The sequence below is a fragment of the Leptolyngbya sp. O-77 genome (assembly GCF_001548395.1).
Classification (GTDB): domain Bacteria; phylum Cyanobacteriota; class Cyanobacteriia; order Elainellales; family Elainellaceae; genus Thermoleptolyngbya.
In genome coordinates this window covers 5,148,880-5,162,781 of the sequence record NZ_AP017367.1, presented here as the reverse complement: position 1 = coordinate 5,162,781, position 13,902 = coordinate 5,148,880, and the positions used below count along the sequence as shown (strand labels likewise).

General features: G+C 56.8%; 7 protein-coding genes and 1 pseudogene. All 8 read left to right on the top strand.

From position 1 onward, the window contains the following. Nucleotides 1-13: 13 nt before the first annotated feature. The 8 genes and pseudogenes from O77CONTIG1_RS21820 to gltB all read left to right on the top strand — a co-directional run bounded on the left by O77CONTIG1_RS21820 (nucleotide 14) and on the right by gltB (nucleotide 13,883). Nucleotides 14-1,771, top strand: coding sequence for an HAD-IC family P-type ATPase (locus O77CONTIG1_RS21820; protein WP_225894643.1), 1,758 nt, complete (start codon nucleotides 14-16; stop codon nucleotides 1,769-1,771). Next, the gene (locus O77CONTIG1_RS26450) at nucleotides 1,768-2,082 is read left to right on the top strand and encodes a hypothetical protein (protein WP_225894642.1); all 315 of its coding nucleotides are present in this window, start codon (nucleotides 1,768-1,770) and stop codon (nucleotides 2,080-2,082) included. Before O77CONTIG1_RS21820 ends, O77CONTIG1_RS26450 begins: the two co-directional genes overlap by 4 nt. A gap of 85 nt (nucleotides 2,083-2,167) precedes the next feature. Beyond that, nucleotides 2,168-2,597, top strand: a pseudogene (locus O77CONTIG1_RS28485) (peptidylprolyl isomerase). 441 nt (nucleotides 2,598-3,038) lie between these two features. Then, nucleotides 3,039-4,901, top strand: a complete 1,863-nt coding sequence (locus O77CONTIG1_RS21810; RefSeq protein WP_068515124.1) for an NAD(P)H-quinone oxidoreductase subunit F — start codon at nucleotides 3,039-3,041, stop codon at nucleotides 4,899-4,901. A 140-nt stretch (nucleotides 4,902-5,041) separates the two neighbouring features. Continuing rightward, nucleotides 5,042-6,622: an NADH-quinone oxidoreductase subunit M gene (locus O77CONTIG1_RS21805; protein ID WP_068515123.1), complete on the top strand. Its 1,581-nt coding sequence runs from the start codon at nucleotides 5,042-5,044 to the stop codon at nucleotides 6,620-6,622. A 133-nt stretch (nucleotides 6,623-6,755) separates the two neighbouring features. Further along, nucleotides 6,756-8,063 carry a CO2 hydration protein gene (locus O77CONTIG1_RS21800; protein ID WP_068515117.1) on the top strand — a complete coding sequence of 436 codons (1,308 nt, stop codon included), beginning with the start codon at nucleotides 6,756-6,758 and terminating at the stop codon, nucleotides 8,061-8,063. A gap of 189 nt (nucleotides 8,064-8,252) precedes the next feature. Continuing rightward, nucleotides 8,253-8,654, top strand: a complete 402-nt coding sequence (locus tag O77CONTIG1_RS21795) for a fasciclin domain-containing protein (protein WP_068515115.1) — start codon at nucleotides 8,253-8,255, stop codon at nucleotides 8,652-8,654. A gap of 531 nt (nucleotides 8,655-9,185) precedes the next feature. Then, nucleotides 9,186-13,883 carry a glutamate synthase large subunit gene (gltB, locus tag O77CONTIG1_RS21790; RefSeq protein ID WP_068515113.1) on the top strand — a complete coding sequence of 1,566 codons (4,698 nt, stop codon included), beginning with the start codon at nucleotides 9,186-9,188 and terminating at the stop codon, nucleotides 13,881-13,883. The last annotated feature ends 19 nt before the right edge of the window (nucleotides 13,884-13,902 follow it).

The following is a 13,902-nucleotide window of genomic DNA, read 5'->3' as shown; positions in this document are numbered from 1 at the left end:
CCGGGGCGATCAGGTGGTGGTGGATGGGGTGATTTTGGGCGACGGCCGTGCAGAGCTAGACGAGTCGCTGCTGACGGGTGAATCAGAACTCGTTCCTAAAACTGCGGGCGAACGGGTCTATTCCGGCAGCTTTTGCGTCAGCGGGACAGCCTGCTACGAGGCGCAGAAAGTTGGCAAGGACACCTTTGCCTATCAGCTAATGGCGGGGGCGCGGGCGTTTCGCAATATCCTGACCCCGCTCCAGCGTGAAATTAATGTCGTGATTCGCGTGTTCGTGCTGATTGCCTGCTTTTTGTGGATTTTGATCAGCATTAGCTTTCTCAGCCAGTCTTATTCGCTCAACGACGTGGCGCAGCGGGCGGCCGTGGTGGCAGGGCTAGTTCCCGCAGGGCTGCTGCTGGCCATCACGCTGGCCTACGGGCTGGGAGCAGTGCGGATGCTGGGTCAGCAGGTGTTGATTCAGCAGGCGAATGCAGTGGAGTCGCTGAGCCATGTGGAGGTGCTGTGTCTGGACAAAACAGGGACGCTGACGACCAATCACTTGACGCTGGAAGCGATCTATCCCATTGATATTCCAGAGGAAGAACTGCGATCGCACTTGGGCGACTTTGCCGCCAACCTCAGCGCTACGAACCGCACCAGCGAGGCGATCGCCGCTGTTTGTCCTGGTTCCGTGCGATCGCCCATTGCCGAAGTGCCCTTTTCCTCGGCGCGAAAATGGAGTGCGATCGCCTTTGACGACGGCCCGCGTCCCGGAACCTACGTGCTGGGTGCGCCCGAAATTCTCCTGAAAGTCGCGCCCCTGCCCGCCAACTGGGTCAGCCGGATACGGCGCATGACAGAAGAAGGACTGCGGGTGGTGCTGCTGGCCTGGAGTGCCAACTGGGCAGCGCTCAAGGAAACCGCCGCCGTCCCCCAGATGCCGCCCGACCTCACGCCGCTGGGATTACTCTGCTTTAGCGACCAGTTGCGACCAGAGGCCTACGAAACGCTCAAGGGCTTCCGGCAGGCGGGGATCGAGGTGAAAATTATCTCTGGCGACAACCCCCAGACCGTCGCCGCCTTGGCTAAGCAGGCAGGACTGAGCGACCAAATCTCGCTCATTTCCGGCACAGAATTGGCCGGCCTCGATGCTGCCCAGTTTGACCAGGCTGCTCAGACGCACACCATTTTTGGACGCATCACGCCCGACCAAAAGGCCGCTCTGGTGAGGGCGCTGAGAAGGTCGGGTCGCTACGTTGCGATGATCGGCGATGGCGTAAACGACGTGCTGGCGCTGAAGCAGGCCCATCTGGCGATCGCTATGGAAAGCGGCAGCAAGGCCACGCGCGGGGTCGCCGACATCGTGCTGCTGCGGGACTCTTTTGCCGCACTGCCCCATGCGTTTCTGGAGGGACAGCGGATTCGCAGCGGCATCCAGGACGTGATGAAGCTATTCCTGGTGCGCGTGTTTTGCGTTACGCTGCTGATCTTTGCTACGGCCATCGTCACCGACAGTTTCCCCCTCGAAAACAAGCAAAGCGCAGTGGTAACGCTGATCGGCGTGGGGCTGCCGACAATCTTTATCCCTGTCTGGGCCAAGCCTGCGCCCACGCCACGCGGCGGACTGGTGCGCTCGATGCTGCATTTTGTTGTGCCTGCCACCCTCAGCCTGACGCTGGTGTCGCTGCTGGTGTACCTGTTTTTCCTGGTCAGCGCTGTGCTGGATTTGCCGCCGTTTCAGGGAACTCCGCCAGGTCGATTATTCCCCTGCCCCGCAGTGCCCTGGTGACGATTCTAATCCTGGGGCAACTGTGCCTATTGCCGTTTCTCAAACCCCCCACCCGCGCCTGGGTCGGCGGCGAACCCTACAGCGGCGACTGGCGATATACCCTGATGGCGATCGCCCTGCTGGGGATTTACCTGCTAATTGTCGCCCTGCCGCCGCTGCGAGAATTCTTTGAACTGTCGCCGCTGAGCCTTCCCGGCTATCTCTACATCGGGCTAGTGGCGGTGGAATGGTGCCTGCTGCTGCGCTTTATCTGGCGATCGCGCTTTTTCGATCGATTTCTGGGCGTTGATCTGAGCGATCGCCCTAGTTGATACACTAAGACGGCATATTCTTCATCCGAATATGCATTCCCAGGCATTTTTCATTAGATGCTCGTTTGCAATCTCAGGAGACCCCATGACCCGCGCCATTATGGAAACCGAGAAGGGCACGATTACCCTGGAACTGTTTGACCAGGACGCGCCCAACACCGTAAAAAACTTTGTGGATTTGTCGAACAAAGGCTTTTATGACGGGCTGAACTTTCATCGCGTCATCCCCGACTTTGTGATTCAAGGTGGCTGCCCCAACGGCGACGGCCGCGGGCGGTCCCCGGCTACACCATTAAGTGCGAAACCGCGCTGGCAACCCCCACAAGCACCAGGCCGGCTCCCTGTCGATGGCCCATGCTGGAAAAGACACAGGCGGCAGCCAGTTCTTTATCTGCCATTCGCCCCAGCCCCACCTAGACGGCAAGCACACGGTGTTTGGCAAGACGGAAGATATGGACGTGGTGAACGCGATTTGCCCCGGTGACAAGATTTTGTCGGTTAAGATCGAGCCGTAGTCTCAGCCTAGGCTATCCCTTAGCCTCATTGACCCCTTGCCCGGTGCGCGAGGGTTTTTCCAAAAACCAAGCGGATGCCTAGAGCCTCTTCTCCTGGCATCCGCTTTTTGTGTAATGAATCGTAGGACAATAAACGGAGAAGCGATATAAGCAGACTTTCTTCGATGCATTAAGCGATCCATATCGAAGAAAATCTATCCAGTTTCGATTTGCTCTAGGTTTTAAGCTAATCTAGAGAACATCTGATATAGATTTTTTTCAATATCTATCTAGGTCGTCATAGACTTAGGTCTTCGCGCTCAAGCTTCCAACCGCGACCTCCTACACTCTGACGCTGATGTACAGTTCTGCATCACAGAGCTGATTTGAAGTAGGTCTGGATGGTTGAGGCGTTGAGCTACTTCGCTTTCAGACCCGATCCCTCACCCCCAATCTCTGAATATGGCTGAATTCCTTATTCAAAGCGTCTGGCTCATTCCTTGCTACCCGCTGATGGGCATGGCGCTGTCTATGCTCTGGTTTCCCTCAATTACTCGCCTGACCGGCCCGCGTCCGGCGGGATATGTGAATTTGTTAATGACGGCGATCGCCTTTTTACACGCACTCCTAGTCTTTCCAGCAATCTGGCAGAAACCCGCCGTCGAGTTTCAATTCCCCTGGTTGTCCGTTGCAGGGCTAAATCTGACCCTGCCGCTGGAAGTCTCCGCCCTGACGGGTAGGCGCGCAATTCTGCTGATTACTGGAATTAACTTCCTGGCCCAACTCTACGCCGTCGGCTACCTAGAGATGGATTGGGGCTGGGCGCGGTTTTATGCGCTCCTGGCTCTGTTTGAAGGCGGCATGTGCGGCTTGGCGCTGTGCGACTCGCTGTTTTTCTCCTACATGATTCTAGAGATCCTAACGCTGGGAACCTACCTGCTGATTGGCTTCTGGTTTAATCAATCGCTGGTGGTGACGGGGGCGCGGGATGCTTTCCTGACCAAGCGGATTGGTGACCTATTTTTGCTGATGGGCGTGCTGGCGATTTATCCACTGGCGGGCACTTGGGACTTTGACGGGCTGGCAGCCTGGGCCCAGACGGCCGAAGTGAATCCCAAGCTGATGACGCTAGTTGGGCTGGCGCTGGTGGCAGGGCCAATGGGCAAATGCGCCCAGTTTCCCCTGCACCTGTGGCTGGACGAGGCGATGGAAGGGCCCTTCCCCAGCACAGTGCTGCGAAATTCGGTGGTTGTTGCGACGGGAGCCTGGGTGTTGATTAAGTTGCAGCCCGTCCTGGCTCTATCGCCCACTGTCACGACTGCTGTGATTGCTATTGGAGCCGTCACTGCCCTGGGTGCATCTCTAATTTCTATCGCTCAGATTGACGTAAAGCGGGTGCTTTCTTATCTGGCTAGCGCTTACATGGGCATTGTGTTTATGGCGGTGGGTGCAGGGCAAACCCAGGCGGCACTGCTGCTACTGCTGACCTATGCGATCGCTGTTTCGTCCGTGATCATGAGCTGTGGTTCGATCGTGTTGAACAGCATTACCCAGGACGTGACGCAGCTTGGGGGTCTATGGAGCCGTCGCCCGATATCCGGATTGGCCTACGCCGTCGGTGCTTTGGGAATGGTCGCGGTTCCGCCGCTGGGCGGGTTTTGGGCGCTGCTCAAGCTGGTGGATGGACTGCGGGATGATTATCCTACGGTGGCGGTGCTGCTGCTCGTTGTGAACGACTTGGTAGCGTTTAGCTTGGTACGCGGGTTCTGCCTAATTTTTGGCAATCAGCCGAAGCAGATGGCGCAGCGATCGCCCGAAAATCTCTGGCCCGTAACTCTGCCAATGGTCATCATGGCTTCTCTCACCGTGCATCTGCCGCTGGTGCTACAAAGCCTGAACCTGCTGCCAAGCTGGGCGCAAATCGACAAAACCGTGGCGCTGTTGCTCACTTGGTCGAGCTTGGCAGGGATTGTAATTGCCGCTGTGGTTTACCTTGGTCCCGTTGAAAAGCCGGTGCGCCTACCCTGGAAGCCGCTGCAAGACCTCCTGGCTTACGACTTTTACACCCCCAAACTCTATCGTTCTAGCGTGGTTGGTAGCGTGGATATTTTGTCGCGCTTGGTGGACTGGGGCGATCGCTACATTGTCGATGGCTTGGTTAACTTGGTCGGCATTGTCTCTATCTTTGGCGGCGAGACGCTGAAATACGGCAACACTGGAAAAACTCAGTCCTACGCGCTCACCATTGCGGTAGGTGTGACGGTGCTAATTCTACTGAGCGCTTGGTCAATTTTGTCTAACCTGAAATTGGTTACCCTCGGCTAGTTTCTTCGCTTGTGGTGGTTGCAGATCACTCTCGCTGGTTTGCCCCCTGATTTCTCAGGGTTCAATCTCGTAAAAGAGAGTTAAGACCATCAGCCCTCCCTGATTCCTGCTCCCTTACGTCCTGACCCCTGACTAAACCTATGCTTAGCGTCCTCATTTGGTTACCAGTTGTAATTGCCTTCGTGCTGGCGCTGCTGCCGCCCTCCATTCCCGGTACAAGGGTGAGGGCGATCGCCCTCTGGGGTTCCGCTGGCATTCTGCTCTACACCCTGTTTCTTGCGAGCCAGTTTGACCTCACCAACCCAGGTCTACAGATGCAAGAGTATCTGCCCTGGATTGAGCCGCTGGGGTTAGACTATCGACTCGGCATAGATGGGCTATCGCTAGTGCTGCTCGTGCTGAACAGTCTGCTGACTTGGATCGCTATCTTCAGCAGTGCCGAAACGACCGAGCGGCCGCGCCTGTTTTATTCCCTTGTGCTGCTGGTCAGCGGCGGCGTGGCGGGCGCGTTTGTCGCGCAAAACTTGATGCTGTTCTTCCTGCTGTATGAGCTGGAACTGGTGCCCTTTTATCTGCTGATTTCTATCTGGGGGGGCGAAAAGCGGGGCTATGCAGCGGTCAAGTTTTTAATCTATACCGCTCTTTCGGGAGCGCTGATTTTGGCAGGATTCCTGGGGCTGGTCTGGTTTACAGGAGCCAAGTCGTTTGACTACAACACCTTGATGGGGCAAACGCTGCCGCTGGGTCTGCAAGTTGCGCTATTGGTGACGCTGCTGATTGGTTTTGGGATTAAGGTGCCGCTGGTGCCCTTCCACACTTGGCTGCCCGATACCTATGTTTCTGCATCGGCTCCTGTTGCAATCCTGCTAGGCGGTGTGCTGGCCAAGCTAGGAGCCTACGGTCTCTTCCGCTTTTGTCTGGCCCTGTTTCCCGATGCCTGGACGCTGCTGGCTCCCTGGCTGGCGACTTGGGGCTCGATCAGCATCCTCTATGGCGCAACCACGGCGATCGCCCAAAAGGACATCAAGCGTATGGTCGCCTACAGTTCTGTCGGGCACATGGGCTACTTGCTGCTGGCGGGCGCAGCCCTCACCAGCCTCAGCATGGTGGGCGCAATTTCCCAAATGTTTGCCCACGGCGTGATTCTAGCGTTGCTGTTTCACTTGGTGGGCGTGATTGAAACCAAAGTCGGCACCCGCGACCTCGATGTGCTCAATGGCTTGCTGAACCCAATTCGCGGCTTGCCATCCATTAGCGCTCTGCTAATTCTGGGCGGCATGGCTAGTGCAGGTATCCCCGGTCTATTTGGCTTCGTCGCCGAGTTTTTGATTTTCCAGGGCAGCTATGCCGTCTTCCCAGTGCAAACCCTAATGGCCGTTGCAGGAACAGGCATGACAGCCGTTTATTTTGTCATCCTGTTGAACCGCACCTGCTTTGGCAGACTCGACAATGCGATCGCCTACTTCCCCCAAGTCCAATGGGCAGAACGCACGCCGGCCCTAGTTTTAGCCTGGATTATCTTCCTGCTGGGTATTCAGCCAAGCTGGCTTGTCCGCTGGGTCGAAGCTACGAGCAATACGCTAATTGCCGTTGTGACTATGCCTGCTGAAGCTCGTCTGGCGATTCGCGAAGCGATCCCTGCGGGAATCGCCCCCACGCCCCAATCAGTCAGCTCATTTCTCATGTCCAGCCCAGCAATGTCTAGCCCAAGGATTAAGTGAAGACAAGCTGGAGGGTGGCGGTAGAGCAGCGGAGTCGATCGTTCCCCCGTCCCCTCCCTCCTCAAAACTGCGGCTGACTTTAGGATCATTTCCTTCCTTTTTGTCCTGACTCATTCCTCCTCTGGTAACCCCTATGGTCACGACCCTCGAAGCACCCCCTACCCTCATTCCTCCTTCTCGCCACCCCTACGCCGACATCATCCATCGGCTAGAAGCTGGCGGCTCCATGCTGCCCGACACCCCTGAAAACCTAATGCAGATCATCGGCATCTACAAGGCCTATGCTGTGCCGATGGATTTCTACTGGCGCGACTTGCTCTATATCGCCGAGCAGGTGTTTCTTGACCCGTTTCCCTTTTTCAAGTACTTCATTTCCCAGGAATATCTGGATCGCCCCAACCACTACGCCGGAGACACGGCCGACCTGCGAATTTGGCGTGGTCGAGCGTCTGCCCACCCGGAACTGCTGGAATTTATGGAAAAGGGTGAACTCAAGAAAAAGCTGCCCAAACTCTTGCACCACCTCTGGCACGACCGGGTGAATATGGAATTTGCCGAAGAATGTATGCGGGCCATGCTGTGGCATCGGCACATGTACGCTCCGGTGAACCAGTTTGATGCCTATCTCGACTCCGACGAATATAAGCAAAATGCCGATCGCGCCATCCGCGCCTATTTCAAGAAAAATCCGGTGATGCTGGGGCTGTATCAGCTCTTCCCCGATATGTTCCTGGAAAAGGTGCGGGAACTGTCTTACTACTCCAATCTGGGGCTGTTTTGGGAAGTGATGGCTCCGGTGTTTTTCGAGATGTCGGACATCTACGATGAGGGCGGGTTTAAAGGCGTACCCGACGCAATGAACTTTTTGGTAAACGGCATTTTTGCGATCGCCGGCCGCCCCATCTACCATCACGCCTACATCGATGGCGAATGTTACGAAATCATTCCCAAGTCCAAGGGGTTTACCTGGCTCTACGAGGCGGCGCTACCCTACGTAGAAGCCGTGTTCTACCGCACCTCTCCCTTCCGGGGCACCAAGTCCTACAATGCCCAGGCCCATCAGGTGCCCGACGACCAGAAAGACTTTCACTACGGCATTCTCTACGCCGATGTGTTTCCCGTCGGCACCGCAGGTATTCCGCCGACCCTGCTCATGCAGGACATGCTGCACTTTCTGCCGCCTTACTTGGTGGAGTATTATCAACAGCACTGCCGGGGCAAAGACGACATGCTAATTCAGCTAGGGATTACCTTCCAGCGCTCGATGTACAACGTCACATCAGCAGTAATTCAGGCTTTGCGGACGGCGCTGCTGTATCCGCTAGATGATCCAAATCCCAAGCACCGCATGGCTAATCGCAAGTTCTTTGAAGCCCAGATGGATCGCTTCTTGCGCCCAGAAGCACGTCTGCGGAACATTCAGAGTCCGGACTATCGATAGAGCATCCTCGCTCCTGTATATCCCAACTCCCCTACACAAAGGGAGAGTTCCTGAGCGGCTCAGTAACCTTCTTGTTATGGGGAGTTAGGGTGGGAGCAGGCTCTAAGGCTTCAGTACTCTGATCCTATTTTTGCTCAAATCAATTCGTTGATCTATTTATCGATCAATCCACTCCGTATTCACTTAACTATGCCTACGATTGTCGACATTGCAGTGCAGACTGAGGGCTTTTCAACGCTCGTCGCAGCAGTTCAAGCGGCGGGTCTGGTAGAGGTTTTGCAGAGCGGCGGGCCGTTCACCGTGTTCGCGCCGACGGACGATGCCTTTGCCAAATTGCCACCCGGCACCATTCAAACCCTTGTGCAAAATCCACCGCAGCTTGGGCGCATCTTGAAGTACCATGTCGTGTCCGGAAAGTACACCCAGGCAGATCTCAAGGGACTGAAAAGCCTGACTTCTGTCGAAGGCTCAGTAATTCCGCTTGATCTGTCCGATGCCTTTGAGGTGAAAAACGCGACGGTGGTGATGCCCGACGTGGAAGCGGACAATGGCGTGATTCACGTCATTGATAACGTGATCTTGATGGGCTGAATCTAAGTAGGTTGATCCTTCCCGATCTCTCAGGACTGACGCAGTCAGATCCCTCCAAAGCCTCCTTGTTAAAGCCCTAACCTGTTTGACGCAGCATTTCTTGGCCTCCACCCTTTTCTGGGTTAGGCAGTGCCCGAAAAGTAATGATTCTTGGCATAAGGATGGGCCGCACGGTGCGCGGCCCATCCTTATATTTTTAGGGATATTTTTAGGGCTACCCTGGCTTAAAGCTTTTGACAGACCAGAAAAGAGCGAGGCACATAAAGTGAGACGTACTTAGCTCTCAGAGCTTTCCTAGAGAATAACGCCTGCTCAAATCGAGTGAATTTTTAATAACTTCTGCAACGGTTTTGTGTCCCAGCTTTGTTGCAAAACACACCAAACGATGACATTTCTACGCCAGATCTGACAACATCCTTAAGACCTGCACCTTCACCCAAAAGCCTGTTAGAAAATGCCAGTTGCATCTAGAGGTTATGGTCAACGCCCGCTTCTAGATAAAACTTCACGTTTCGCCTTCAGGTCGTCGCCATGAACCAGCACGCTTTATCCGCTGAGCCGCCCCATGTTTTGAATCACCTGCCCGATTGCCAGGGACTCTATGATCCGCAGTTTGAGCATGATGCCTGCGGTGTGGGCTTTGTGGTGCAGATGAAGGGGCAAAAATCCCATGACATCATTGAGCAAGCGCTGACGATTTTAATCAATCTGGATCACCGGGGCGCGTGTGGCTGCGAGAGCAATACGGGCGACGGGGCAGGAATTTTAATGCAAATTCCCCACAAGTTTTTGGAGAAAGTAGCAGCAGTCGAAGGCATTGCGCTGCCTGCACCGGGGCAGTATGGCGTGGGGATGACCTACACCTCGCCCGATCCGGAGCAGCGGCGGCAGGGAGAGGCGATCGCCGCTCAGATCATTGCCGAAGAAGGGCAAACGCTGCTGGGCTGGCGCGACGTGCCAACGGATAATTCATCCCTGGGCAACACGGCCAAGGCCAGCGAGCCGTTTATGCGGCAGGTGTTTATTCAGCGATCGCCCGATTTGGCAGATGATCTGGCGTTCGAGCGCAAGCTCTTCGTCATTCGCAAGCGCGTTCACAAAGCTATTCGCACGGCTGGTATCGATCCGTTCTGGTATCAGGCTAGTTTGTCGTGCCGCACGCTGGTCTATAAAGGGATGCTGATGCCGGAGCAGGTGGGCAAATACTATCCCGACTTGCATGATCCGGACATGGAGAGTGCGCTGGGTCTGGTGCATTCACGCTTTAGTACCAACACGTTCCCAAGCTGGGAGCGAGCGCACCCCTATCGCTACATCGCGCACAACGGCGAAATCAATACCCTGCGGGGCAACATCAACTGGATGCACGCCCGTCAAGCCTTGTTTGAGTCCGATCTGTTTGGGGATGACCTGAAAAAAGTCCCCAACCTGATCAACGTCAACGGTAGCGACTCTGGAATCTTTGACAACACGCTGGAACTGCTGACCTTGGCCGGGCGATCGCTCCCCCACGCCGTCATGATGATGATTCCAGAACCCTGGACGGCTCACGAGTCCATGAGCCAGGACAAAAAGGCGTTTTACGAATACCACGCCTGCCTGATGGAACCCTGGGATGGTCCCGCCTCTATTGCCTTTACCGACGGCACGATGATGGGCGCAGTGCTGGATCGCAATGGGCTGCGTCCCTCCCGCTACTATGTCACGCATGACGACCTAGTGATTATGGCCTCCGAGGCAGGCGTGCTGCCCATCGAGCCAGAGCGCGTCGCCCATAAGGGTCGCCTCCAGCCCGGCCGCATGTTCCTGGTAGACATGAACCAGGGACGCATCATTGCCGACGACGAGCTAAAGCAGCAAATCGTCACCCAGCAGCCCTACCGCGAGTGGCTGGATCGGTATCTGGTGGATCTCGCCGACTTGCCAGCCGGGGAGCCGGTGACGGCGCAACGCTTTGATGAGGAGATGAGGAGAGGGGGAGATGAGGAGAATCCAGACCGATCTCTTCATCCGCTTACCTCCTCATCCCCTCATCCCCTCATCTCTCTTCAAACCACCTTCGGCTACACCTTCGAGGACCTGCGGATGCTGCTGCTGCCGATGGCGCGGGACGGCGTGGAGGCGGTGGGCGCAATGGGCACGGATACGCCGCTATCGGTGCTGAGCGATCGCCCCAAGTTGCTCTACACCTACTTCAAGCAACTCTTTGCCCAGGTGACGAATCCGCCGATTGACTCGATTCGGGAAGAAATCATCACCTCGGCGGAAACCACCATCGGTTCCGAGCGCAACCTGCTGGAACCCGTGGCCGAAAGCTGCCAGATGATCAAGCTGAAAACGCCGATTCTGACGAATGCAGAACTGGCGAAGCTGAAGGCGCAACCAGACGGGCCGTTCCGCTCGGCAACGCTGCCGATCGTGTTTGACCCGCAGGCGGGCGCGGCCGGACTGGAGCAGGCATTGGACGCACTGTTTGCGGCGGCGGATGGGGCGATCGCCGCTGGAGCCAGTATTTTAATCCTGAGCGATCGCTCGGTGAGCGAGACGCAGGCTCCGATTCCAGCGCTGCTGGCAGTGGCGGGACTGCACCATCACCTGATTCGCCAGGGCAATCGTACCCGCTGCGGCATCGTGCTGGAGTCGGGCGAACCGCGCGAGGTGCATCATTTCGCCACGCTGATCGGCTATGGCTGCGGCGCGATTAATCCCTATCTGGCGTTTGCGACCCTCCAGGGCATGATCGACGACGGGCTGCTGGTGGATGTGGACTACGCCACGGCCTGCAAAAATTATGTCAAGTCTGCCACCAAGGGCGTGATCAAAGTCGCCTCAAAGATTGGCATTTCCACCATCCAGAGCTATCGTGGGGCGCAGATTTTTGAGGCAATTGGGCTAAATCGGGCCGTCGTGGATCGCTACTTTAGCTGGACGGCCTCGCGTATCGAAGGTGTAGGCTTAGAGGTCATTGCCCAGGAAGCGATTTTGCGGCATCATCACGCCTTCGCGGAACGCACGACGGATAACGAAACGCTCGATGTGGGCGGCGAGTATCAATGGCGGAAGGATGGCGAAGCGCATCTATTTAGCCCGCTGACGATCCACACGCTGCAACGGGCCGTGCGCGAGGGCAACTACGAGTTGTTCAAGCAATATTCCGCCCTCGTGAATGAGCAAAATCAACAATACTTCACGCTGCGCGGATTGCTGCAATTCAAGCCACGGCAGCCCGTGCCGATTGAGGAAGTGGAGCCGGTGGAGGCGATTTTGAAGCGCTTCAAAACCGGCGCAATGAGCTACGGCTCGATTTCCAAAGAGGCGCACGAAACACTGGCGATCGCCATGAATCGCATTGGCGGCAAGTCCAACACAGGCGAGGGCGGCGAAGACCCCGACCGCTACACCTGGACGAATGAGCGCGGCGATTCCAAAAACAGCGCGATTAAGCAAGTCGCCTCTGGTCGCTTTGGCGTGACCAGTCTCTACCTGTCCCAGGCAAAGGAAATCCAGATCAAAATGGCCCAGGGTGCAAAACCTGGCGAAGGCGGCCAGCTTCCGGGCAAGAAGGTCTATCCCTGGATTGCCAAGGTGCGCCACTCAACCCCTGGCGTGGGGCTAATTTCGCCGCCGCCGCACCACGATATTTACTCCATCGAAGACCTGGCAGAACTGATTCACGACCTAAAAAATGCCAACCGCGAGGCCCGCATCAGTGTCAAGCTCGTTTCCGAAGTGGGCGTGGGCACGATTGCCGCTGGGGTTTCAAAAGCCCACGCCGACGTGGTGCTGATTTCTGGCTTCGATGGCGGCACGGGCGCATCGCCCCAGACCTCCATCAAGCACGCAGGCTTGCCCTGGGAACTGGGACTGGCGGAAACCCACCAAACCCTGGTGCTGAACAATCTGCGATCGCGCATTGTGGTGGAAACCGACGGGCAGATGAAGACGGGACGCGACGTGGCGATCGCCGCTCTGCTGGGTGCCGAAGAATTCGGCTTTGCCACCGCGCCCCTGGTGACGCTGGGCTGCATCATGATGCGGGCCTGCCACCTCAACACCTGCCCCGTCGGCATCGCCACCCAAGACCCGCAGTTGCGTGAAAAGTTCACGGGCGACCCGCAGCACACGGTCAACTTCATGACCTTCATCGCCCAGGAAGTGCGGGAAATCATGGCGGAACTGGGCTTCCGCACGCTGAACGAAATGGTCGGACGGACAGATGTGCTGGAGCCAAAACGCGCTATTGACCACTGGAAAGCTAAGGGGCTGGACTTCTCCAAGATTCTCTATCAGCCCGAAGTCGGGCCCGAAGTCGGCCGCTATTGCCAGATGCCGCAGGATCATGGGCTAGAAAAATCCCTTGACATGACAGTGTTGTTAGATCGTTGTAAACCTGCCATCGAGCGGGGCGAACCCGTCCGCGCTACGCTGCCGATCAAAAACGTGAATCGCGTTGTCGGCACGATCCTCGGCAACGAAATCACCAAGCGCCATTGGGAAGGGTTGCCGGACGACACCGTGCATCTGCATTTCCAGGGCAGCGCGGGCCAGAGCCTCGGTGCATTTGTGCCGCGCGGCGTAACGCTAGAACTGGAGGGCGACGCGAATGATTACCTGGGTAAGGGCCTCAGCGGCGGCAAGATTATTGTCTATCCACCTGCTGGTTCGACGTTTGTGGCGGAAGAAAACATCATTGTCGGGAATGTGGCGCTCTATGGTGCGACCGCTGGCGAACTGTATGCGCGGGGCATCGCGGGCGAACGCTTTGCTGTCCGCAACTCCGGCGTGACGGCGGTGGTGGAGGGTGTGGGCGACCACGGCTGCGAATACATGACGGGCGGCAAGGTGGTCGTGCTGGGCAGCACCGGGCGCAACTTTGCTGCGGGCATGAGCGGCGGCGTGGCCTACGTACTGGACGAGGCAGGCGATTTTGCGACCCGCTGCAACACGGCGATGGTGGGGCTGGAAAGCCTAGAGGACGCTGAAGAAATCAGCGACCTGCGCCAGTTGATTCAGCAGCACGCTGACTATACCCAGAGCGCGGTGGCTCAGCGAGTCCTTGCTGACTGGGAGAATACCGTGCCGAAGTTCGTCAAGGTGATGCCGAAGGACTACAAGCGCGTATTGGAGGCGATCGCCGCTGCGATGTCTTCTGGCCTCAGTGGCGACGATGCCCTAGCCGCCGCCTTCGAGCAAAACGCCCGCGATGTGGCCCGCGTGGGCGGCAGTTGAGGTGTTGAGGTTTTGTTAA

Bases quoted from the DNA above. Each gene is read 5' to 3' on its own strand.
- O77CONTIG1_RS21810 (WP_068515124.1), top strand. From the start codon at position 3,039: ATGGCTGAATTCCTTATTCAAAGCGTCTGGCTCATTCCTTGCTACCCG.
- O77CONTIG1_RS21805 (WP_068515123.1), top strand. From the start codon at position 5,042: ATGCTTAGCGTCCTCATTTGGTTACCAGTTGTAATTGCCTTCGTGCTG.
- O77CONTIG1_RS21800 (WP_068515117.1), top strand. From the start codon at position 6,756: ATGGTCACGACCCTCGAAGCACCCCCTACCCTCATTCCTCCTTCTCGC.
- gltB (WP_068515113.1), top strand. From the start codon at position 9,186: ATGAACCAGCACGCTTTATCCGCTGAGCCGCCCCATGTTTTGAATCAC.
- O77CONTIG1_RS21795 (WP_068515115.1), top strand. From the start codon at position 8,253: ATGCCTACGATTGTCGACATTGCAGTGCAGACTGAGGGCTTTTCAACG.